This is a genomic window from Citrobacter sp. RHB35-C17 (assembly GCF_013816795.1).
Lineage (GTDB): Bacteria > Pseudomonadota > Gammaproteobacteria > Enterobacterales > Enterobacteriaceae > Citrobacter_A > Citrobacter_A amalonaticus.
This window is the reverse complement of record NZ_CP057150.1, coordinates 116,227-139,403: the sequence shown is the minus strand read 5'-3', so window position 1 is coordinate 139,403 and position 23,177 is coordinate 116,227. Positions and strand designations below refer to the sequence as shown.

The 23,177-nt window shown below is 53.3% G+C and carries 20 protein-coding genes; 14 read left to right on the top strand and 6 right to left on the bottom strand.

The window, feature by feature from the left end; translation table 11 throughout:
* Positions 1-127: 127 nt before the first annotated feature.
* Positions 128-793: a DNA repair protein RadC gene (gene radC, locus HVZ37_RS00635; protein ID WP_042998631.1), complete on the bottom strand. Its 666-nt coding sequence runs from the start codon at positions 791-793 to the stop codon at positions 128-130.
* A 173-nt stretch (positions 794-966) separates the two neighbouring features.
* Between radC and coaBC the strand changes: the two genes are divergently transcribed.
* The 3 genes from coaBC to slmA all read left to right on the top strand — a co-directional run bounded on the left by coaBC (position 967) and on the right by slmA (position 3,328).
* Complete coding sequence (gene coaBC / locus HVZ37_RS00630) at positions 967-2,187, top strand: bifunctional phosphopantothenoylcysteine decarboxylase/phosphopantothenate--cysteine ligase CoaBC (RefSeq protein ID WP_090050294.1); 1,221 nt, start codon at positions 967-969, stop codon at positions 2,185-2,187.
* Positions 2,165-2,623 carry a dUTP diphosphatase gene (gene dut / locus HVZ37_RS00625; RefSeq protein WP_042998633.1) on the top strand — a complete coding sequence of 153 codons (459 nt, stop codon included), beginning with the start codon at positions 2,165-2,167 and terminating at the stop codon, positions 2,621-2,623. Before coaBC ends, dut begins: the two co-directional genes overlap by 23 nt.
* A 108-nt stretch (positions 2,624-2,731) precedes the next feature.
* Positions 2,732-3,328: a nucleoid occlusion factor SlmA gene (gene slmA, locus HVZ37_RS00620; protein ID WP_042998634.1), complete on the top strand. Its 597-nt coding sequence runs from the start codon at positions 2,732-2,734 to the stop codon at positions 3,326-3,328.
* 39 nt (positions 3,329-3,367) lie between these two features.
* On the opposite strand, the gene pyrE is transcribed toward slmA, so the two are convergent.
* The gene (gene pyrE / locus HVZ37_RS00615) at positions 3,368-4,009 is read right to left on the bottom strand and encodes an orotate phosphoribosyltransferase (protein WP_181628011.1); all 642 of its coding nucleotides are present in this window, start codon (positions 4,007-4,009) and stop codon (positions 3,368-3,370) included.
* Between the two features lie 78 nt (positions 4,010-4,087).
* Positions 4,088-4,804: a ribonuclease PH gene (gene rph, locus HVZ37_RS00610; protein ID WP_042998636.1), complete on the bottom strand. Its 717-nt coding sequence runs from the start codon at positions 4,802-4,804 to the stop codon at positions 4,088-4,090.
* 124 nt (positions 4,805-4,928) lie between these two features.
* Here rph and HVZ37_RS00605 point away from each other — a divergent pair, with 124 nt between their 5' ends.
* Both HVZ37_RS00605 and HVZ37_RS00600 read left to right on the top strand, forming a co-directional pair.
* Entirely contained in the window at positions 4,929-5,792 is an 864-nt protein-coding gene (locus HVZ37_RS00605; RefSeq protein WP_042998637.1) for a YicC/YloC family endoribonuclease, read from the top strand.
* A gap of 254 nt (positions 5,793-6,046) precedes the next feature.
* Positions 6,047-6,664 carry a trimeric intracellular cation channel family protein gene (locus HVZ37_RS00600; protein ID WP_181628010.1) on the top strand — a complete coding sequence of 206 codons (618 nt, stop codon included), beginning with the start codon at positions 6,047-6,049 and terminating at the stop codon, positions 6,662-6,664.
* Here HVZ37_RS00600 and ligB read toward each other — a convergent pair.
* Complete coding sequence (gene ligB, locus HVZ37_RS00595; RefSeq protein WP_181628009.1) at positions 6,661-8,346, bottom strand: NAD-dependent DNA ligase LigB; 1,686 nt, start codon at positions 8,344-8,346, stop codon at positions 6,661-6,663. The two genes, HVZ37_RS00600 and ligB, sit on opposite strands and share 4 nt — an antisense overlap.
* Before the next feature lie 257 nt (positions 8,347-8,603).
* Between ligB and gmk the strand changes: the two genes are divergently transcribed.
* The 5 genes from gmk to recG are packed head-to-tail and all read left to right on the top strand — an operon-like array spanning position 8,604 to position 14,466.
* Positions 8,604-9,227 carry a guanylate kinase gene (gene gmk, locus HVZ37_RS00590; RefSeq protein ID WP_042998640.1) on the top strand — a complete coding sequence of 208 codons (624 nt, stop codon included), beginning with the start codon at positions 8,604-8,606 and terminating at the stop codon, positions 9,225-9,227.
* 54 nt (positions 9,228-9,281) lie between these two features.
* Positions 9,282-9,557 (top strand): DNA-directed RNA polymerase subunit omega, encoded by a 276-nt coding sequence (gene rpoZ, locus HVZ37_RS00585; protein WP_000135058.1) that lies wholly within the window; start codon positions 9,282-9,284, stop codon positions 9,555-9,557.
* A gap of 18 nt (positions 9,558-9,575) precedes the next feature.
* Positions 9,576-11,687 carry a bifunctional GTP diphosphokinase/guanosine-3',5'-bis pyrophosphate 3'-pyrophosphohydrolase gene (gene spoT, locus HVZ37_RS00580; RefSeq protein WP_042998641.1) on the top strand — a complete coding sequence of 704 codons (2,112 nt, stop codon included), beginning with the start codon at positions 9,576-9,578 and terminating at the stop codon, positions 11,685-11,687.
* Positions 11,688-11,691: 4 nt separating this feature from the next.
* On the top strand, positions 11,692-12,381 hold the full coding sequence (gene trmH, locus HVZ37_RS00575; protein WP_181628008.1) for a tRNA (guanosine(18)-2'-O)-methyltransferase TrmH: 690 nt from the start codon (positions 11,692-11,694) through the stop codon (positions 12,379-12,381).
* 3 nt (positions 12,382-12,384) lie between these two features.
* Positions 12,385-14,466 carry an ATP-dependent DNA helicase RecG gene (gene recG, locus HVZ37_RS00570; RefSeq protein WP_042998643.1) on the top strand — a complete coding sequence of 694 codons (2,082 nt, stop codon included), beginning with the start codon at positions 12,385-12,387 and terminating at the stop codon, positions 14,464-14,466.
* A 51-nt stretch (positions 14,467-14,517) separates the two neighbouring features.
* Here the strand turns inward: recG and gltS are convergent, their stop codons facing one another.
* On the bottom strand, positions 14,518-15,723 hold the full coding sequence (gene gltS / locus HVZ37_RS00565; protein ID WP_042998644.1) for a sodium/glutamate symporter: 1,206 nt from the start codon (positions 15,721-15,723) through the stop codon (positions 14,518-14,520).
* A gap of 230 nt (positions 15,724-15,953) precedes the next feature.
* On the opposite strand from gltS, the gene xanP reads away from it, so the two are divergent.
* From xanP to HVZ37_RS00545, 4 genes are all read left to right on the top strand, one after another.
* The gene (gene xanP, locus HVZ37_RS00560; RefSeq protein WP_042998645.1) at positions 15,954-17,345 is read left to right on the top strand and encodes a xanthine/proton symporter XanP; all 1,392 of its coding nucleotides are present in this window, start codon (positions 15,954-15,956) and stop codon (positions 17,343-17,345) included.
* A 121-nt stretch (positions 17,346-17,466) separates the two neighbouring features.
* Positions 17,467-19,200 carry an AsmA family protein gene (locus tag HVZ37_RS00555; RefSeq protein ID WP_181628007.1) on the top strand — a complete coding sequence of 578 codons (1,734 nt, stop codon included), beginning with the start codon at positions 17,467-17,469 and terminating at the stop codon, positions 19,198-19,200.
* 195 nt (positions 19,201-19,395) lie between these two features.
* Entirely contained in the window at positions 19,396-20,958 is a 1,563-nt protein-coding gene (locus HVZ37_RS00550; RefSeq protein ID WP_044254394.1) for a PTS transporter subunit EIIC, read from the top strand.
* Positions 20,959-20,970: 12 nt separating this feature from the next.
* Positions 20,971-22,350, top strand: a complete 1,380-nt coding sequence (locus tag HVZ37_RS00545) for a glycoside hydrolase (RefSeq protein WP_042998649.1) — start codon at positions 20,971-20,973, stop codon at positions 22,348-22,350.
* On the opposite strand, the gene HVZ37_RS00540 is transcribed toward HVZ37_RS00545, so the two are convergent.
* Positions 22,334-23,092 (bottom strand): MurR/RpiR family transcriptional regulator, encoded by a 759-nt coding sequence (locus HVZ37_RS00540; RefSeq protein ID WP_042998650.1) that lies wholly within the window; start codon positions 23,090-23,092, stop codon positions 22,334-22,336. The two genes, HVZ37_RS00545 and HVZ37_RS00540, sit on opposite strands and share 17 nt — an antisense overlap.
* Positions 23,093-23,177 lie beyond the last annotated feature (85 nt).

The following is a 23,177-nucleotide window of genomic DNA, read 5'->3' as shown; positions in this document are numbered from 1 at the left end:
GTGAACACTCGATTGCCAGGCCCAAATGCCAAACCCGAGATTCTCAAAGGTGGCGTAGTATACGCTGAGTCAGCGATGTGCTCAAGTCCCGAACAGACAAAGATCCCGATGGATCGCGCAAAGTGCGTCAAATCCAACCTCGTTCCGCAAACGAAACGTACTCTCCGCGTCCAATGACAAGGTGATCAAGCACACGGATATCCATGAACTGACAGCATTTTACGACACGCTCGGTGATAAGTTTATCCGCTTTGCTCGGCTCTGCACACCCCGACGGATGATTATGGGCAAGGATCACCGCAGATGCATTGATTTTTATCGCTTCACGAATAATTTCACGCGGATGGATCTCAACATGGGTGAGTGTGCCAGAGAAAAGGCGGCTATGTTTAATGACATGGTGTTGAGAATCGAGAAAAACCACCATGAAAACTTCCCGCGCCTCCCCCGCTAATTGGCTCTGCAAAAAATCCCGTGTTAACACCGGGCTGAGTAATGGGTTCGTACCTTTTATTTGCACTTCATAAAAGCGCCTGGCCAGTTCCGCGATGCCTTTAAGCTGCGCATACTTTGCTACGCCAATCCCTGTCACCGCGCTGAATTGAGAGTAGTCCGCCGTCAACAAGCTATAAAGAGAGCCAAAATGTTCCAGGATCTCTTTTGCCAGTGCAAAGACATCTTTCCCGGGCGTTCCGGTCCGTAAGAAGAGCGCCAGTAGTTCGTCATCCGTCAGCGTATCGACCCCAAGCGCCAACAGTTTTTCCCTCGGCAGCACATATTCAGCAGTTTCCATCCCCACACCTCCTCATGCCAGCATGCATGGTGGCACGGCCCGTAGGGGGAATCGACGTACAATTTTCACTCCTGCGTAGCGCCTCGCAAAGTGATTCATGGGTGAACGCACGACAGTTTACGGATTGTGATAAAATATCCGCCTTCTGGTGTAATCCAACAGGAATGATCATGATGAGCCTGGCCGGTAAAAAAATCGTTCTCGGCGTCAGCGGCGGTATTGCTGCCTACAAAACCCCTGAACTGGTGCGTCGTCTGCGCGAACGCGGCGCTGATGTCCGTGTGGCAATGACCGAGGCGGCTAAAGCCTTTATTACCCCACTCAGCTTACAGGCGGTTTCCGGGTATCCCGTTTCCGACAGCCTGCTGGATCCCGCGGCAGAGGCCGCAATGGGCCATATTGAGTTAGGAAAATGGGCCGACCTGGTGATTCTCGCCCCGGCCACCGCAGACCTTATCGCGCGTGTCGCAGCCGGCATGGCAAACGATCTGGTGTCTACGATTTGTCTGGCTACCCCTGCGCCCGTTGCTGTTTTACCGGCAATGAACCAGCAGATGTACCGGGCTGCGGCAACGCAGCATAATCTGGGCGTTCTGGCTTCTCGTGGGTTGCTCATCTGGGGACCAGACAGCGGCAGCCAGGCATGCGGTGATGTAGGGCCGGGCCGTATGCTGGATCCTTTAACGATTGTCGATATGGCCGCGGCACATTTCGTCCCTGTCAACGATCTGCAACATCTTAACATCATGATTACCGCGGGCCCGACGCGCGAACCGCTCGATCCGGTGCGCTACATTTCCAACCACAGCTCCGGCAAAATGGGGTTTGCCATCGCCGCCGCCGCAGCCCGTCGCGGGGCGAACGTTACGCTGGTCGCCGGCCCGGTATCATTACCCACGCCGCCTTTTGTACAGCGTGTTGATGTGATGACCGCTCTGGAAATGGAAGCGGCGGTACAATCCGCCGTCCAACAGCAACATATTTTTATCGGCTGCGCTGCCGTAGCAGACTATCGCGCCGCAATTGTCGCCCAGGAAAAAATTAAGAAACAAGCAACACAAGGTGATGAATTAACAATAAAAATGGTCAAGAACCCAGACATCATCGCCGGGGTTGCCGCACGTAAAGACCATCGCCCCTATGTCGTTGGGTTTGCCGCGGAAACGAATAATGTGGAAGAATATGCCCGGCAAAAACGTATCCGTAAAAACCTTGATTTGATCTGTGCAAACGATGTTTCGCTTTCAACTCAAGGGTTTAATAGCGACAGCAACGCTTTACACCTTTTCTGGCAGGATGGAGATAAAGTCTTACCGCTTGAGCGCAAAGCACTCCTGGGCCAATTATTACTCGACGAGATCGTGACCCGTTATGATGAAAAAAATCGACGTTAAGATTCTGGATCCGCGTGTCGGCAAGCAATTCCCGCTGCCGACGTATGCCACCTCCGGCTCCGCCGGACTTGACCTGCGGGCTTGTCTCGATGACGCCGTAGAACTGGCGCCGGGCGCAACCACGCTGCTGCCAACCGGACTGGCTATTCACATCGCCGATCCGTCTCTGGCTGCCGTCATCCTGCCGCGTTCGGGTCTGGGCCATAAGCATGGTATCGTGCTGGGCAACCTGGTGGGGTTGATTGATTCTGACTATCAGGGGCAGTTAATGGTATCCGTCTGGAACCGTGGTCAGGACAGTTTTACCATTGAGCCGGGCGAACGTATCGCACAGATGGTCTTTGTGCCAGTCGTGCAGGCCGAATTTAATCTGGTGGAAGAGTTTGATGCCACCCACCGTGGTGAAGGCGGTTTCGGCCATTCCGGTCGTAAGTAAGAAAGTTACGCATCCCGATAACGTCATAACATCACCGCAAGCCTTGGGTTTGCGGTCATAGTGTGGATGCTCGCCTGCAAGTGCTTATTTTCAGGGGTATTTTGTAACATGGCAGAAAAACAAACTGCGAAAAGGAATCGTCGCGAAGAAATACTTCAGTCTCTGGCGCTGATGCTGGAATCCAGTGATGGAAGCCAGCGCATCACAACAGCAAAACTGGCGGCTTCTGTCGGCGTTTCCGAAGCGGCATTGTATCGCCACTTTCCCAGCAAGACCCGCATGTTCGATAGCCTGATTGAGTTTATCGAAGACAGCCTGATCACCCGTATCAATTTGATTTTGAAAGATGAAAAAGATACTCACGCGCGTGTGCGCCTGATTGTGTTATTGATTCTGGGTTTCGGCGAACGCAATCCTGGCCTGACGCGCATCCTGACTGGACATGCGTTGATGTTTGAACAAGATCGCCTGCAAGGACGTATCAACCAACTGTTCGAACGCATTGAAGCACAACTGCGCCAGGTATTGCGGGAAAAGCGGATGCGTGAAGGTGAAGGGTACGTGACGGATGAAACGTTACTGGCAAGTCAACTGCTCGCCTTCTGCGAAGGTATGCTGTCGCGCTTTGTGCGTAGCGAATTCAAATACCGTCCTACGGATGATTTTGATGCCCGCTGGCCACTGCTCGCCGCGCAACTGCAGTAATGTTTGCCGGATAGCGCACGCGTTATCCGGCCACTCACGTTAAACACCGAACGCTTCCCGATACGCCCGCACCGCTGCCAGATGCTCTGCCATTTCCGGCTTCTCTTCCAGATAGGTAATCAGGTCTTTCAGGGTGATGATGGAAATCACCTTACAGCCATAATCGCGCTCGACTTCCTGAATGGCAGAAATCTCGCCACGTCCGCGTTCCTGACGATCCAAAGAGATCAGCACACCAGCCAGCGTTGCACCATTGGCCTGGATGATTTCCATCGATTCCCGGATGGCCGTACCAGCGGTGATCACATCATCTACCAGCATCACGCGGCCTTGTAATGCGCTGCCAACCAGATTGCCACCTTCTCCGTGATCTTTGGCTTCTTTGCGGTTAAAGCAGTACGGCAGGTCTTTGTCATGATGTTCCGCCAGCGCGACCGCCGTGGTCGTCGCAATGGGAATGCCTTTGTAAGCCGGGCCAAAAAGCAGATCAAATTCAATGCCAGAATCCACTAATGCTTCAGCGTAAAAACGGCCTAACAGTGCCAGATCGCGCCCGGTATTAAACAGGCCGGCGTTGAAGAAATAGGGGCTCTTGCGCCCGGATTTCAGCGTGAACTCGCCAAACTTGAGTACCTGTTTGTTAAGCGCAAACTCAATAAACTGGCGTTGATAGGGTTTCATGGATTCGCTCCTCATTTCACTTTCATCATTGACAAAATCTACGGACAAAAAAAAGGCGACTCATTGGTCGCCTTAAAATCAATTCTCTAGCGCCGCCTTCTGCGTCGCAACAATGGATTCGATTCCCCCTCGGGCCAGTGCCAGCAAGGTGAGAAGTTCTTCATGGCTGAACGGCTCACCTTCTGCCGTCCCCTGCACCTCAATGATTCGTCCATCTTCGGTCATCACCACGTTCATGTCGGTTTCCGCCGCTGAGTCTTCAACGTACTCTAGATCGCAGAGCGCTTCGCCGTTAACGATCCCCACGGATACCGCAGCAACCATCCCTTTCATCGGATTGGTTTTCAGCTTACCGCTGGCCACCAGTTTGTTCAGCGCATCTGCCAGCGCCACACAGGCACCGGTAATGGAAGCGGTACGCGTGCCGCCATCGGCCTGGATCACATCGCAGTCCAGGGTGATAGTAAATTCACCCAACGTTTTGAGATCGACTGCAGCGCGCAGCGCACGGGCGATCAGACGCTGAATTTCCATTGTACGGCCGCCCTGCTTGCCTTTTGCGGCTTCGCGCGCGTTACGGGTATGCGTTGCACGCGGCAACATGCCATATTCAGCGGTGATCCAGCCCTGGCCCTGACCTTTCAGAAAACGCGGTACGCCTTCTTCAATTGAGGCCGTGCACAGCACTTTGGTATCTCCAAATTCGACCAGCACCGAGCCTTCAGCGTGTTTTGTATAGTTACGGGTCAGGGTTACGGGACGCACCTGATTAGCGCTACGGCCTGCTGGACGCATATTGAGATCTCCGGCTTAAACGAATGTGGCTGCGCATTATACGGACTTCCGGCGGTTATTCCTATCCTGACAAGGCCGGGATGGCTATAATCCTCCCATCTCTCCTTTAAAAACAGGAACGTCTATGATCCGCAGTATGACCGCCTACGCCCGGCGTGAAATCAAGGGTGAATGGGGTAGCGCCACCTGGGAAATGCGCTCGGTAAACCAGCGTTATCTGGAAACTTACTTTCGTCTGCCGGAACAGTTCCGTAGCCTTGAGCCTGTTGTTCGTGAACGCATTCGTACGCGCCTGACGCGCGGTAAAGTCGAATGCATGCTGCGCTTTGAACCCGATGCCAGCGCGCAGGGCGAGCTCATCCTGAATGAAAAGCTCGCAAAACAACTCGTGAATGCGGCTAACTGGGTCAAAATGCAGAGTGATGAAGGGGAAATCAATCCGGTCGATATCCTGCGCTGGCCCGGTGTTATGGCAGCACAGGAGCAGGATCTGGACGCCATTGCTGCTGAAATCCTGACCGCACTCGACGGCACGCTCGACGATTTCATCGTTGCCCGCGAAACGGAAGGTCAGGCACTGAAAACGCTGATCGAACAACGTCTGGAAGGCGTCAGCGCTGAAGTTGTTAAGGTCCGCGCCCATATGCCAGAAATTCTACAATGGCAGCGCGAGCGTCTGGTCGCTAAGCTTGAAGACGCTCAGGTCCAACTGGAAAATAACCGTCTGGAACAAGAACTGGTCCTGATGGCACAGCGCATTGATGTGGCAGAAGAACTGGATCGCCTGGACGCCCACGTTAAAGAAACCTACAACATCCTGAAGAAAAAAGAGGCAGTAGGCCGCCGTCTGGACTTCATGATGCAAGAATTCAATCGAGAATCGAATACGCTGGCGTCAAAATCCATTAATGCGGAAGTGACCAATTCCGCCATCGAACTGAAAGTTTTAATCGAGCAAATGCGCGAGCAAATCCAGAACATCGAGTAAGGTGTCTTTCCGCGTAGCCCGTCAGCCAATGGCGGTGCTACGTTTTTCATGACTCACGCTAAATTGTGGACATCTTCAGTTTAGTTTTTCTCATTCATTTTATTGATAAAAAAACCCTCATACCACGCACCACCGCAGAAGAATAACGATTTCACATTACCTGAAGTTATTAAAAATCACTCACCTTAGAAAATCTCAATCGTGACGACGAGCACAAATCGTTACTCTTTGTCCCCAAAATACTGGGGGGAGTCATGCTGTTACACGTTTTGTACCTGATAGGAATCACTGCCGAAGCCATGACCGGCGCGCTGGCGGCGGGTCGTCGTCGGATGGATACATTCGGCGTCATTATTATTGCCACCGCAACAGCCATCGGCGGTGGCTCTGTCCGCGATATTCTGCTCGGCCACTATCCTCTGGGCTGGGTTAAACATCCCGAATACGTGATTATTGTCGCCACAGCGGCAGTCCTGACGACTATTGTGGCTCCCGTCATGCCCTACCTGCGCAAGGTGTTCCTGGTACTGGATGCCTTAGGCCTGGTGGCTTTTTCCATTATCGGCGCCCAGGTGGCCCTGGATATGGGGCATGGGCCAATCATTGCCGTCGTTGCAGCAGTCACCACCGGCGTCTTCGGTGGAGTGCTGCGCGATATGTTCTGTAAACGTATTCCGCTCGTTTTTCAGAAAGAGCTGTACGCCGGGGTTTCATTCGCCTCTGCCGTGCTGTATATCGTCCTGCAACACTATGTTTCCAGTCAGGATATCGTGGTTATCTCAACCCTGATGTTTGGCTTTGTCGCCCGGCTTCTGGCGCTGCGCCTTAAACTGGGTTTGCCGGTGTTTTACTACCACCATGAAAGCCACTAAGGAATGAAGCTCTCAATCTGCTGAGCTGCCAACCAGTGGCTCAGCTGTTTGACCTCCGCGTTGTCCAGCCATGTCATCACCTGACGTGCGCGACGCGGGCCGACTGCCGGAAGTTGTTGCCAGTACAATTCAGTTCGCCCTGACAACTGCCGCCATGAACGATCGCCACTGGCATTGAGCGCCACCAGTGGTAACGGGATGCCTAACGCTTGTATCCAGCGAATAAAAGGCTGTTTTCTAACCAAATTAAACTGATGCCATACCTGCTCACCTTTTGCTTTCGCAAATCCCGGCGTGTGCTGAATCTGCTCCTGAGTTAAAGCCAGCCATGAAAAGATATGTTCAAAGTGATGCTGCTGATGAAGCGCCCGCCAGCCCGCCTCACCCACACCGTCCAGCTTTAAAACAGCGCCAGAGCCCAACCAGACCAGGCGGGAGATAAACTGTTCCTGACACGATGCGGAAGCAAAAAAGCAAGTCAATGAATTGAAGCGATTATCAGGAGGTATCGGTTTAACCCGGTCTGAACTCCGCCAGACGACATCGTCAATACGTGGGATCCCCTGTCCGGCAAGGCTCACCAGGATTTGATCGCCAGGGGCGATATCCCACTCTTTCCAGCGATTTACAGAACCGATATTCACCCGTTGTACCCGTTTATCATCCAGAATGACGGGGGCAAGTGTTGCTACAACGGCGATTTTTCCGCTTTTGCCGACCATAAATTGAATCGCGGTGACCTCCGCCACCTGCGCAACGGGTGGGTATTTCCAGGCAACCAGCCAACTCCCTTGCCCTGGTAACCACTGGTGGGACGCAGGTTCCTTGTCCATTCGCACAACGACCCCATCGGTAACGAAGGGTAAAGCGGACGTCCACCAGTGCGTACGCGCCCGCTCCACGGCCTCAACGTTGTCAACTGGCAGCGTGAATGCCTTCGCTAGTGTAAAACCCGCTGCACTCAACTGGTTGACTCTTTCGGACATTGTCTGCGGGCCATCAGGCCAGGCCCAGATAAAAATCCCCAGTGATGATAAGTCGCTTACGCTGGTCTTGCGCATCAGCAGACCCGCCACCTTCGAACGGGCATTCATCCCGCCCATTTTTTGCTGGATATGCCCTTCCTGTCGCAGAAAGATCTCACCCTGTAACACACTGTTTGTCAGCGCCCCCGCCACGGTTTGCGGCACGGCTGGCATCAGCTGTACTTTTTGCGTCCAGTCTTCGCCCTTCAGACCATCGCCACGGCTGATCGCCTGCGTCAGTTTGCCACGTTGATATTTCAGCGTAACCGCCACACCATCAACCTTCGGCTGTACCCACAAATCGTTGTGCCCGCGCATCCATTGCTGCACAGCTCGCTTGTCAGGCAGCTTTTGTACCCCGGTATGGGCGACGGGATGAGGGACCGTACCACCCGGTGAAGGCAACGCCTGGCTGGGCGGAGAGTCGTCAGCAAAACAGTGCTGCCACTGAAGCAGTCGTGCATGCAGTTGATCGTAGACGCCGTCTTCGACCACACTCACTCCCTCTTTCCAGTAGGCGTCATCCCACTGCGCAATTTGCTGTTGCAAACGAGAGATCTCTTCGTGAGCCCTCGCAGACGACCATACCGGACATACCGCCCAGGACTGCGCCTGCCATAACCACAACCCCATCAATATCGCTGTCCCAACTTTCATCGCCACTCTCCGCTGTACGTTTCCAGGCAGATATAGCGCGTTGTGTGGGCAGCGCCGAGCGACAAAAGTGTAGATTGCGTTCAGGCTTCCAGTGATTCCGCTCATTTGCAGAGAATGTTGCGTAAATCAGGAAACAGGCGCGCAAAAAGCAATAATCTGGCGTAAAAAGTGTGACAAAGACTACGTCGCGTAGCGGTGACGTGTATAATAAGCCCGTATGTAGGTTCATTTTCGATAATCACATACGTAAGATACTCATGGCTCAAGGCACGCTTTATATTGTTTCTGCCCCCAGTGGCGCGGGTAAGTCCAGCCTGATTCAGGCTTTGTTAAAAACCCAACCGTTGTATGACACCCAGGTTTCTGTTTCGCACACGACGCGCGCTCCGCGCCCGGGTGAAGTTCACGGCGAACATTATTTCTTTGTGGATCATGACGAATTCAGAACCATGATTGGCAACGACGCGTTTCTGGAACACGCAGAAGTTTTTGGCAATTACTATGGCACCTCACGTGAAGCCATTGAGCAAGTGCTGGCTTCCGGGGTAGATGTCTTTCTCGATATCGACTGGCAGGGCGCGCAACAAATTCGTAAGAAGATGCCGCATGCGCGCAGTATCTTTATTTTGCCGCCGTCTAAACTGGAACTGGACCGCCGTTTGCGGGGTCGTGGACAGGATAGCGAAGAGGTGATTGCGAAACGTATGGCGCAAGCTGTTGCAGAAATGAGCCATTACGCCGAATATGATTATCTTATTGTGAATGATGACTTCGACACCGCCCTAGGCGATCTGAAAACCATTATTCGCGCCGAACGTCTGCGCATGAGCCGCCAAAAGCAGCGTCATGACGCTTTAATCAGCAAACTGTTGGCAGACTGAACCCACTTTCAGTATCATGCCCAGTCATTTCTTCACCTGTGGAGCATTTTAAGTATGGCACGCGTAACTGTTCAGGACGCTGTAGAGAAAATTGGTAACCGTTTTGACCTGGTACTGGTCGCCGCGCGTCGCGCTCGTCAGATGCAGGTAGGCGGAAAGGATCCGCTCGTACCGGAAGAAAACGATAAAACTACCGTAATCGCGCTGCGCGAAATCGAAGAAGGTCTGATCAACAACCAGATCCTCGACGTCCGTGAGCGCCAGGAACAGCAAGAGCAGGAAGCCGCTGAATTACAAGCCGTAACCGCCATTGCTGAAGGTCGTCGTTAATCACAAAGCGGGTCGCCCTTGTATCTGTTTGAAAGCCTGAATCAACTGATTCAACACTACCTGCCGGAAGACCAGATCAAACGTCTTCGGCAGGCGTATCTCGTTGCACGTGACGCTCACGAGGGCCAGACACGTTCAAGCGGTGAACCTTATATCACGCACCCTGTTGCCGTAGCCTGTATTCTGGCCGAGATGAAACTCGACTATGAAACACTGATGGCTGCGCTGCTGCATGACGTGATCGAAGATACTCCCGCCACCTACCAGGACATGGAGCAGCTGTTTGGTAAAAGCGTTGCTGAACTGGTAGAGGGGGTGTCGAAGCTTGATAAACTCAAGTTTCGCGATAAGAAAGAGGCGCAGGCCGAAAACTTTCGCAAGATGATTATGGCGATGGTGCAGGATATCCGCGTCATTCTCATCAAACTCGCCGACCGTACCCACAACATGCGCACGCTGGGCTCATTACGCCCGGACAAACGTCGCCGCATCGCCCGTGAAACCCTCGAGATCTATAGCCCGCTGGCGCACCGTTTAGGTATTCATCACATTAAAACCGAGCTTGAAGAGCTGGGTTTTGAGGCGCTGTACCCGAACCGCTATCGCGTGATTAAAGAGGTGGTTAAAGCCGCTCGCGGCAACCGCAAAGAGATGATCCAAAAAATCCTCTCTGAAATCGAAGGGCGACTGCAGGAAGCGGGAATTCCATGCCGTGTGAGTGGTCGTGAAAAGCACCTCTATTCCATCTATTGCAAGATGGTGCTTAAAGAGCAGCGTTTCCATTCGATCATGGATATCTATGCGTTCCGCGTAATCGTCCATGACGCCGACACCTGCTATCGCGTGCTCGGCCAGATGCACAGCCTCTATAAACCGCGTCCTGGACGGGTAAAAGACTACATCGCCATTCCAAAAGCGAACGGCTATCAGTCTTTGCACACGTCGATGATCGGTCCACACGGCGTTCCGGTTGAAGTCCAAATCCGTACAGAGGATATGGACCAGATGGCCGAAATGGGGGTCGCGGCGCACTGGGCTTATAAAGAGCACGGCGAAACCAGTACTACCGCGCAGATTCGTGCCCAGCGCTGGATGCAAAGCCTGCTGGAACTGCAACAAAGCGCAGGTAGCTCGTTTGAATTTATCGAGAGCGTGAAATCCGATCTGTTCCCAGATGAGATTTACGTTTTCACACCGGAAGGGCGCATTGTCGAACTGCCTGCCGGTGCCACTCCTGTCGACTTTGCTTATGCGGTGCATACCGATATCGGTCATGCCTGCGTCGGCGCACGCGTCGACAGACAGCCCTATCCGCTGTCACAGCCGCTGACCAGCGGTCAGACGGTCGAAATCATTACCGCGCCGGGGGCTCGTCCGAACGCGGCATGGCTTAACTTCGTCGTCAGTTCAAAAGCCCGCGCCAAGATCCGCCAGTTGCTGAAGAACCTCAAGCGCGATGATTCTGTCAGTCTGGGACGTCGCCTGCTCAACCATGCGTTAGGTGGCAGTCGTAAGCTGGCCGAAATCCCGCAAGAGAGTATCCAGCGTGAACTTGAGCGGATGAAGCTTGCGACGCTTGACGATCTGCTGGCAGAAATCGGCCTCGGCAATGCCATGAGCGTGGTGGTAGCGAAAAACCTGCAGCAGGGCGATGCCTCCGCAATCCAACCTGCTATGCCCGGCCACGGTCATTTGCCTATTAAAGGCGCAGATGGCGTGCTGATTACCTTTGCCAAATGCTGTCGTCCGATTCCGGGCGATCCGATCATTGCCCACGTCAGTCCGGGTAAAGGCCTGGTCATTCACCATGAATCCTGCCGTAACATCCGTGGTTACCAGAAAGAGCCAGAAAAGTTTATGGCTGTGGAATGGGACAAAGAGACGGAGCAGGAATTCATCACCGAGATCAAAGTGGATATGTTTAACCACCAGGGTGCGCTGGCAAATCTGACGGCGGCGATCAACACCACCACCTCTAATATTCAGAGCCTGAATACTGAAGAGAAGGATGGTCGCGTCTACAGCGCCTTTATTCGCCTTACTGCGCGCGACCGTGTTCACCTGGCGAATATCATGCGCAAAATTCGCGTGATGCCTGACGTGATAAAAGTCACCCGTAACCGAAACTAGTTTTATGAACCTACAGCGCTATGCACGTATTTGTGAGATGCTCGCCAGGCGCCAGCCGGACCTGACCGTTTGCATGGAGCAGGTCCACAAACCTCATAACGTTTCTGCGATTATTCGTACTGCAGATGCCGTCGGCGTCCACGAAGTCCACGCCGTCTGGCCAGGCAGTCGTATGCGCACCATGGCCTCAGCAGCGGCAGGCAGCAACAGTTGGGTGCAGGTGAAAACCCACCGCACAATTGGCGATGCCGTCACGCATTTAAAAGGCCGGGGCATGCAGGTTCTGGCAACTCATCTCTCTGATAATGCCGTCGATTTCCGCGAAATCGATTACACACGTCCGACCTGTATCCTGATGGGGCAGGAGAAAACGGGTATTACCCAGGAAGCGCTGGACCTGGCGGATCAGGATATCATCATCCCGATGATCGGCATGGTTCAATCGCTTAACGTTTCCGTTGCCTCAGCGCTGATTCTGTATGAAGCGCAGCGCCAGCGGCAGAATGCCGGGATGTATCTGCGCGAAAACAGCATGTTGCCGGAAGGCGAACAGCAGCGCCTGTTGTTTGAAGGCGGCTATCCGGTACTGGCGAAAGTCGCCAAACGCAAAGAGCTGCCCTATCCGCATATCAATCAGCAAGGTGCGATTGAAGCCGATGATGCCTGGTGGTCCACCATGCAGGCGGCGAAGTAAATCATGAGTGGGCGCCTGTTAGATGCTGTCCCGCTCAGTTCACTAACGGGCGTTGGCGCAGCGCAGAGCAGCAAACTGGCAAAAATTGGTCTGCACACCGTGCAGGATCTGCTGTTACACCTCCCTCTGCGTTATGAAGACCGCACCCAACTCTATCCCATTGGCGAACTGCTGCCCGGCGTATACGCCACTGTCGAAGGGGAAGTACTGAACTGTAACATCACTTTCGGGGGTCGCCGGATGATGACCTGTCAGATCAGCGACGGTACCGGCATCCTGACAATGCGCTTTTTCAACTTCAACGCGGCGATGAAAAACAGCCTCGCCACCGGACGACGCGTACTGGCTTATGGCGAAGCGAAGCGCGGGAAGTACGGTGCAGAGATGATCCACCCGGAATACCGTGTCCAGGGCGATCTCAGTACACCAGCATTGCAGGAAACCCTCACCCCGGTTTATCCCACTACCGAAGGGGTGAAACAGGCAACACTGCGCAAGCTCACCGATCAGGCGCTGGATCTGCTGGATACCTGCGCCATTGCCGAACTCTTACCGCCGGAATTGCTGCAGGGCATGCTCAGTCTGCCTGAAGCGCTTCGCACGCTGCATCGCCCACCGCCGACGCTCCAGTTAAGCGATCTCGAAACCGGGCAGCACCCGGCGCAACGTCGTCTGATTCTGGAAGAGTTGCTGGCGCATAACCTGAGTATGCTGGCGCTCCGTGCAGGCGCACAGCGTTTTCATGCTCAACCACTGAGCGCCAACGACACGCTGAAAAATCAACTGTTAGCCTCACTGCCCTTTAAGCCGACTGGCGCGCAAGCCCGCGTGGTAGCGGAAATCGAGCACGATATGGCGCTCGATATCCCCATGATGCGTCTGGTGCAGGGTGATGTCGGCTCCGGTAAAACGCTGGTCGCCGCACTCGCCGCTCTGCGAGCGATTGCGCATGGAAAACAGGTCGCGCTGATGGCCCCGACCGAGTTACTGGCGGAGCAGCATGCCAACAACTTCCGTAACTGGTTTGCTCCACTGGGTGTCGAAGTCGGCTGGCTGGCGGGCAAGCAGAAAGGCAAAGCGCGTCTGGCGCAACAAGATGCGATTGCCAGCGGACAGGTACAAATGGTGGTAGGAACGCACGCGATCTTTCAGGAACAGGTGCAGTTCAACGGTCTTGCGCTGGTCATCATCGACGAGCAGCATCGTTTTGGCGTGCATCAGCGCCTCGCACTGTGGGAAAAAGGCCAGCAACAGGGTTTCCATCCGCATCAGTTGATCATGACCGCTACGCCTATTCCTCGGACGCTGGCGATGACCGCCTACGCAGATCTCGATACCTCCGTCATTGACGAACTGCCCCCCGGACGCACTCCCGTCACAACGGTTGCCATTCCGGATACGCGTCGCAGCGATATTATTGACCGCGTGCGCAACGCCTGTACGCAGGAAGGTCGCCAGGCCTACTGGGTCTGTACGCTGATTGAAGAATCTGATTTGTTAGAAGCGCAGGCCGCTGAAGCCACATGGGAAGAGTTAAAACTCGCGTTACCAGAACTAAACGTCGGGCTGGTCCACGGGCGCATGAAGCCTGCCGAAAAACAGGCGGTGATGGCGGCGTTTAAACAGGGCGAACTGCACCTGCTTGTCGCCACCACGGTGATTGAAGTCGGTGTGGATGTCCCCAATGCCAGTCTGATGATCATCGAAAACCCGGAACGTCTCGGTTTAGCACAGTTACACCAGCTACGTGGACGCGTCGGCCGTGGCGCGGTGGCCTCACACTGCGTACTACTCTACAAGTCGCCGTTATCGAAAACAGCCCAGAAACGCCTGCAGGTGTTACGCGACAGCAGCGATGGCTTTGTGATTGCGCAAAAAGATCTCGAAATTCGCGGACCCGGTGAATTGCTGGGTACGCGGCAGACGGGGAATGCCGAATTCAAAGTGGCGGATTTACTGCGAGATCAAGCCATTATTCCGGAAGTTCAGCGTATTGCTCGTCATATTCATGAACGTTACCCACAAGAGGCAAAAGCGTTAATCGAACGCTGGATGCCTGAAACAGAACGCTATTCTAACGCCTGATCCTGATGGCGATGCAAAAGCGCGGTGGTTCATCACCACCGCACCTTCTCGTTATTGCGCAAAAATAGGCAACAGTAAATACAATTTAATCACCAGCGCGTTGACGATATCAATGAAAAACGCGCCGACCATCGGCACCACCAGAAACGCCATATGGGATGGACCAAAACGTTCGGTAATCGCCTGCATATTGGCAATCGCGGTTGGCGTCGCCCCCAGACCAAAGCCGCAGTGTCCCGCCGCCAACACAGCTGCATCGTAGTTTTTGCCCATCATTCGCCAGGTGACAAATATCGCGTACAGCGCCATAAAGATGGACTGCACCACCAGGATTGCCAGCATCGGCAGCGCCAGTGAAGCCAGTTCCCACAGCTTCAGGCTCATCAGCGCCATGGCCAGAAACAGCGACAGGCTGACGTTCCCGAGAACAGAGACTGCACGCTCAAAAACGCGATAAAAACCTACCAGCGCCAGGCCGTTACTGACAATCACGCCGACAAACAACACGCAGACAAACGTGGGCAGCTCAAACACTGTCCCCGCCAGCAATTGCGCAACGATCTTACCCACGGTGAGACAGATGGCGATAAGCGCAATGGTTTCAATCAGTACCAGCGAGGTGATCATGCGCCCGACGTCCGGCTTTTCAAAGGCGGTAGGCACTTCCAGATCGTCCGGAATACCGTCCGGCGTGGTGGAGTGTTTGACCAGATAACGTGCCACAGGCCCGCCGATCAGCCCACCAAGAACCAGACCAAAGGTGGCGCACGCCATCGCCACTTCCGTCGCGTTAGCAAAGCCGTAGCGTTCGATAAACAGCTTGCTCCAGGCGGCACCAGTACCGTGGCCGCCAGACAACGTGATCGAACCAGCAATCAACCCCATCAGTGGATCAAGTCCCAGCAGGCTGGCCATCCCAATGCCGATGGCATTTTGCATCAGCAGCAACCCCACGACGACGATCAGGAAAATTCCCACCACGCGACCGCCCGCCCGTAAGCTGGCGATGTTGGCGTTTAAACCGATGGTGGCGAAAAACGCCAGCATCAGCGGATCGCGCAACGTCATATCGAAATTCACTTCCCAGCCCATGCTCTTTTTCAGTACTAACAGGGCCAATGCGACCAGCAACCCACCAGCAACGGGTTCAGGAATCGTATATTTCTTGAGGAAGGAGACTGACTGAACCAGTTTACGCCCCAGTAGCAACGTCAGCGTTGCGGCAACGAGGGTTGATAAGGTATCGAGTTGAAACATACAAAGCTCCTTGAGTACGTCTGAATCAGTTACGCACTGATGTCTTATTCCTGCGGATATTTTTAGCTTTTAGTAGTAATTCGGCATGGATTTTAAGCAGAAAAGAGGGAAAAGTTATATAAAAATGTGATTTCATCTATTTTAAATATTAAGAATACCTACTCGCAAACGTTTGCTTTTACCATCTGGTCAGATAAAATGCCCGCTTTGTCATCACGGGATTATCATTGATGTCTGTTAACACCCTCGAGTCGGAAAATGCGCAACCGGTTGCGCAGACTCAAAACAGCGAACTGATTTATCGTCTTGAAGATCGCCCGCCGCTTCCGCAAACCCTGTTTGCCGCCTGTCAGCATCTATTGGCGATGTTCGTTGCGGTCATTACGCCGGCGCTGCTCATCTGTCAGGCGCTGGGGTTACCGGCTCAGGATACGCAACACATTATCAGTATGTCGCTGTTCGCCTCTGGCGTGGCCTCCATTATTCAGATTAAAGCCTGGGGTCCGGTGGGTTCAGGGTTGTTATCGATTCAGGGCACCAGTTTTAACTTCGTGGCACCGCTGATTATGGGCGGTACCGCACTGAAAACCGGCGGTGCAGACGTCCCCACTATGATGGCGGCGCTGTTTGGCACCCTGATGCTGGCCAGTTGCACGGAGATGGTGCTCTCCCGGATTCTGCATCTCGCGCGTCGTATCATCACCCCGCTGGTCTCGGGCGTAGTGGTGATGATTATCGGTCTGTCGCTGATTCAGGTGGGGCTGACGTCCATCGGTGGTGGTTATGCCGCGATGAGCGACAACACGTTTGGAGCGCCCAAGAATCTGATGCTGGCAGGCGTTGTGCTGCTGCTGATTATTCTGCTCAACCGCCAGCGTAACCCGTACCTGCGCGTGGCTTCACTGGTTATCGCTATGGCGGCGGGCTATGCGCTGGCATGGTTTATGGGCATGCTGCCGGAAAACAACGCGCCAGCCTCCCAGGATCTGATCATGGTGCCGACGCCGTTGTACTACGGGCTGGGCATTGACTGGAATCTGCTGCTGCCGTTGATGCTGGTGTTTATGATTACCTCGCTGGAAACCATCGGCGATATCACCGCAACGTCCGACGTTTCCGAACAGCCCGTCTCTGGCCCGCTGTACATGAAGCGTCTGAAGGGCGGTGTGCTGGCAAACGGCCTGAACTCCTTCGTCTCTGCGGTCTTTAACACTTTCCCAAACTCCTGTTTCGGACAGAACAACGGGGTCATTCAGTTAACCGGCGTGGCCAGCCGCTACGTTGGCTTTGTGGTTGCGCTGATGCTGATCGTGCTCGGTTTGTTCCCGGCGGTGAGCGGCTTTGTGCAGCATATCCCTGAGCCTGTACTCGGCGGGGCAACGCTGGTTATGTTCGGGACTATCGCGGCCTCTGGGGTGCGGATTGTTTCCCGCGAACCCCTGAACCGCCGCGCGATCCTGATTATTGCGCTGTCACTGGCTGTTGGTCTTGGCGTCTCTCAGCAGCCGCTGATCCTCCAGTTCGCGCCTGACTGGGTGAAAAACCTGCTCTCTTCCGGTATTGCTGCGGGTGGTATCACCGCTATCGTACTGAACCTGATTTTCCCGCCTGAAAAGCAGTAAAGGCTATGCGACGGTGATTCAAATTCACCGTCGCTATCATACTCTTTCACGATTCCTGCCTTGAGGATTGCGCGTAAATCGTGCATAACTCAACTATGTGCCCTTCGCAGGATGGAAGACCATGAAATTTATTGGAAAGCTGATTCTCTATGTACTGATCGCCCTTCTGGTGGTGATTCTCGGCCTCTATTTCCTGCTGCAAACGCGCTGGGGCGCAGAACACATCAGTGCCTTGATATCTGAGCACAGCGACTATCAGTTATCCTTTGAGGCGATGGACCATCGTTTTTCTTCTCCTTCACATATCCTGCTGAAAAACGTCACCTTTGGGCGTGATGGTCAACCAGCCACGCTCGTGGCAAAAGCGGTCGATATTGGGCTGAGTACTCGCCAACTGACACATCCACGGCATGTCGATACGATCCTGCTTCAAAACGGTACCCTTAATATTTCGCCTCAGACGGCACCGCTCCCCTTTCAGTCTGACCGCCTGCAGTTGCAGGATATGGCGCTTAATAGCCCGGGCAGCGAGTGGGATCTGAGCGCTCAGCGGGTTAATGGTGGCATCATTCCCTGGCTGCCCGAAGCCGGTAAAGTGCTCGGCAGCAAAGCGCAGATTCAGCTCAGCGCGGGTTCTCTGACATTAAATGACGTTCCTGCTGCTAACGTACTGATTGAAGGCAGTATCGATAACGAACAGGTGACATTAAGCACTATCGGCACAGATATCGCGCGCGGTGCGTTAACCGGTGTGGCAAAACGCCATGCTGATGGCAGTTGGATGGTGGAGAATCTGCGGCTGAACGACATCCGACTGCAAAGCGATAAATCGCTGGCCGACTTTTTCGCGCCGCTGAACGCCATTCCATCGCTACAGATTAATCGCCTTGAGGTCACTGACGCGCGTCTACAGGGACCAGACTGGGCAGTCACTGACCTTGACCTTAGTTTGCGCAATCTGACCTTCAGCAAGGACGACTGGCAGACGCAGGAAGGCAAATTGTCGATGAATGCCAGCGAGTTCATTTTTGGCTCGTTGCATCTGTTCGACCCTATTCTGAATGCCGAGTTTTCGCCGCAAGGTATCGCGCTGCGCCAGTTCACTACCCGCTGGGAAGGAGGAATGGTCAGGACTTCCGGCAACTGGCTGCGGGAAGGTAAAGCCCTTATCCTCGATGACGCAGCCATCGCGGGCATCGAGTACACCCTGCCGGAAAACTGGAAACAGCGCTGGATGCAACCGCTGCCGACATGGCTGAACAGCCTGACGCTGAAGAAATTTACTGCCAGCCGCAACCTGGTGATTGATATCGACCCGACATTCCCGTGGCAGTTGACCGCGCTGGATGGTTATGGCGCGAATCTGGGGCTGGTCCAGAACCAGAAATGGGGCGTCTGGAGCGGAAACGCGACCCTGAATGCCGCCGCCGCCACCTTCAACCGCGTTGACGTGCGCCGCCCCTCCTTGTCTTTAGCCGCCAATGCCAGCACGGTGAATATCAGCGAACTGAGCGCTTTTACGGAAAGAGGGATTCTGGAAGCGACCGCCAGCGTGTCACAGTTACCGCCGCGCCAGACACAGATCAGCCTGAATGGCCGCGGTGTCCCGGTGAACGTTCTACAGCAATGGGGCTGGCCGGCACTGCCGATCGCCGGTGACGGTAATATTCAGCTGACAGCCAGCGGAACGGTGCAGGCAGACGCGCCGCTCAAGCCCACAGTGAATGGGCAATTGCACGCCGTGAATGCGAATAAACAGCAGGTCATGCAAACCATGCAGGCCGGAGTCGTCTCCGCGGGTGAAGTGACGTCGACCGAACCGGCCCCCGTTTCCCCCGCGCCCGTTACGCCATAATCTCTCCTTAGCGCTCCCGGATATTCATTATCCGGGAGCGTTCTCTGTCTGAAAGCGAAACAGGTATTCATTTATCGGCTATTTGTGCCTATTTTCCGCAACAGGTTTTCATCCCCGCCGGGAGTTGTTATAACAATTACGTTGGAAGTCTTATTTAATAGTTACAAACACCCTACATAAAATAAAGGAATAGCCATGTCTGTAATACGTCAACGTATTCTGGCGGATATGCAAAGATTCTCCAGAGCAATGATCGGGGCGGTCTTGTTCTTACCTGTTATTGGCTTAATCCTGGCATTAAGTTCAATATTAACTAACCCGACACTTATTTCCGAAACCAGCTTTTTACATCAAATAGGTCAACTCCTCGGTGATACCTTCTGGCCATTATTTGGCAACCTGGGACTGCTTTTCTGTGTCGGCATCAGCTATGGTCTGGCGAAAGATAAAAAAACCGAAGTCGCGCTGGTTGCCGTCATGTGCTTTATTATGTTTTTGGGCGCCAATCACTCCTGGCTGGAATATACTCACGGCATCGCTGAAAAGGTCAATGGCGAATATTATGGCACCGGACAAACGCAAATTTTAGGTTTTGTCGTTGTTGATATGGGGATCTTTTTAGGGATTATTCTCGGCTGCACCATTGCCTGGGTCCATAATAAAGTCTCTGAAATAGAGTTGCCGGGCGCACTCTCGATGTACGGCGGCGCAAAACTGACCTTAATCGCCATGACACCGGTGATCCTTTTTTACGCCATTGCCTTTACCTGGTTCTGGCCGTTCATCACACACGGCATCGCGGCATTAACCAGTTTCATGAAAAACGCCGGGGTGGCAGGCGTCTTCGTGTACGGCTTCTTTGAAAAATTCCTGATCCCAACAGGACTGCACCACTTTGTCTGGTCTCCCTTCCAGTTGACCCAGATTGGCGGCACTCTGAACGTTGACGGGCAGGTGGTCTCCGGGACGCAAGCCATCTTCCTGGCCTACATGCGCCATCCGGATCTCACCCCGGTAATGAACGAAGCACTGCGCTTTTCCCAGCAGGGCATGACGACAATCTTTGGTCTCTCCGGTGCAGCGCTGGCGTTTTACCACACCGCCACGCCGGAGAAGAAAATGATGGCGAAGGCGATTCTGTTGCCCGCTATTATTACCTCTATTCTCACCGGAATTACCGAACCGATTGAATTTACATTCTTATTTATTTCGCCGCTGTTATGGCTGATTCACGCCACGCTGACCGCCGCCTCTCAGGCAATTTGCGATCTGCTGACGGTTCGTCCGTGGGGCGCGTCCGGACTCATTGAGTTTCTGATATATAACCTGCCGTTACCGGCAGCCCTCACCCGCTGGCCGCTATACGTTCTAATCGGTATCGGGCAATTCGCCGCGTACTACGTCATTTTCCGTACGCTGGTCATCAGGCTGAACCTGAAAACACCAGGGCGCGAAGATGACGGCGAAGTGAAACTCTACAGTAAAGAAGATTACCGCAATAAAAAGGCCAAAGCAGGTCAGGCCGTCACCGATGAGATCATTAAAGGCTTAGGTGGCAAAGAGAACATTATTTCTGTTGATAACTGTTTTACCCGATTACGCGTCGCGCTCCATCATCCCGACAAAATTGATGAAGCCTTATTAAAAAGTACCGGCGCCAATGGCGTAGTGCGTAATCAAAATGAAGTTCAGGTTATTTACGGTGTGAGGGTTGGACAGGTTCGAGCCCGGGTAGATAACTGGCTGGCAAATAATTAATCAGGAGTTGTTATGAAATTAACCGTATTAGGCGGGGGCGGCGTTCGTTCCGCGTTCCTGGCGAAATCTCTGGCCTATAATGCGCATCGTATTGGTTTACAGGAAGTGGTGTTCCTCGATAACGCAGAAGAGAACCTGAAAATTTTCGGCGAAATCGCCCGTTATGTTTTTGCCACGATTCGACCTGATATTCGTTTCAGCCTGACGACGGATCCGGTATCCGCGTTAAAGAACAGCAATTATGTCATCACTACGCTACGCGTCGGCGGCGATGAAAGCCGTGTGCGCGATGAACGTATCGCGCTCAACCATAACACATTAGGTCAGGAAACCACCGGGGCGGGTGGTTTTGCGATGGCGATGCGGTCGATTCCCGCCATTCTTAATTACTGCCGTCTGATTGAAGAACATGCCGCACCCGATGCCATTCTGTTCAACTTTACTAACCCTTCCGGACTGGTTACCGAGGCGATCATCAAATCCGGGTTCAAACGTCGGGTTTATGGCATTTGCGATGCCCCTTCAGAGTTGATTCGCGAACTGCCTGCCATCCTCAACTGCGACGAAGCGGATTTGAAAGTGGAGTGCTATGGTCTGAACCACTTCTCGTGGTTTACCCATTTCACCGTGAAGGGTGAGGACGTCACCGACAAACTGGTGAGCAACCCGGCGCTGTACAGCAAAACGGCGATGCAGTACTTCTCACCGGTGCTGGTTCAGCTTTGCGACAAGCAATTGCTGAATGAATATCTCTATTACTACTACTATCGCGAAGTGGCGCTGAAAGCGATTCAGGATGCACCGGAAACGCGCGGTGAAGCTATCGCGCGGATCAACAAGGAAATGCGCGAGGAACTGCAGAATGTGGATGCGCAGGCAAACCCGGAAGCCGCATTCGATATCTGGATGAAACACTATCTGCGCCGCGAAAATAGCTATATGCAGAGTGAGTCGCATCAGGAAAAATTCAACACCCGCACGCCGCTAACGCTGCAACAGTTTATTGAAGAACCGGATAGCGGCGGTTACGCAGGGGTGGCGCTGGATATTCTCGAAGCCGTGAACAGCGCCACCAGCAAACGCATCGTTGTCTCACTGCAAAACAATGGCACGCTGGATTTCTTACGCCCGGATGATGTCATTGAGATCAGCTGTGATCTGAGCAAAGAGGGGCTGAAACCGGTGACGCCGATCCACGTACCGGACGCGCAGAAAAACATGATCTCCTGCGTGAAAGAGTACGAGCGTCTGGCAGTGGAAGCCATCATGCGCAAAGATAAATTTCTGGCAATTCGCGCATTAATGGCGCATCCGCTGATTGGCTCCTGGTCGTTGGCCGAAAAGTTGGTTGGCGAGTATCTCGACGAAGCACAGTTTAGCGACTGGAAATGATCGTTCCCGGGGCGTCGAGTGGCGCCCCGCCCGGATTTTGCATAAACCAGAGCTTCAGCAAATGTTCGAATCCCAGGATGCAGTAACCAAAGAAAGGGTTGCTCCAGTAGATATCATCATCAAACTTTTGCGGATCGTGAATGATGACGGCGGTGTTTGCCGCCTGGGCCAGGGGGCTTTGATAGTCACCGGTAAAGCAGACAAGGTCGGTATTTTTACCTTCCAGCGCCTTGACCCAATTTAATGCCGAACTGCTGCGACCAGATTTAGACACCAGCCAGATAGAATCGAATTTTGCAGCCGTTTTTTGTTCCAGTATTTCGTAGTCCGGCCAAAGTGCCAGGCTGGCATTCACGCCAATCACCAGGAATTTATTATAAATATATTGCGCAATCAGTTGTGAGAAACCGCTGCCATGAATAAGAATACGGTCGTGCTGCAGACGATTTAATAGCAACGCGAGGTTTTCGGTTGGCTGGACATTCATAAAGTTAATATCATTGGTCACATCAAGTTTTGGCATTGTGATATTAAATTTAATGAAATACACCAGCTCCAGCCAGCCGCTAAATTTGAGCTTTTTCGCCAGACGGACCAGCGATGACGGATTGCTGTAACAGTGTTCCGCGACGGTGCGGATACCCTCACGAATGCATTGTTCTGGATTATTCTGAATAAAGCGCAGTACGGTAACTTCTGTCTTACTTAATTTTACATCACGAAATACATTTTCCAGTTCCATTTTCTGCTCCTGTGAGTGCAGAATAAATTTATCATTTTTTAAAGTAAACGGTCTGTGCAACAGGTCACTTCATCACAATTTCATA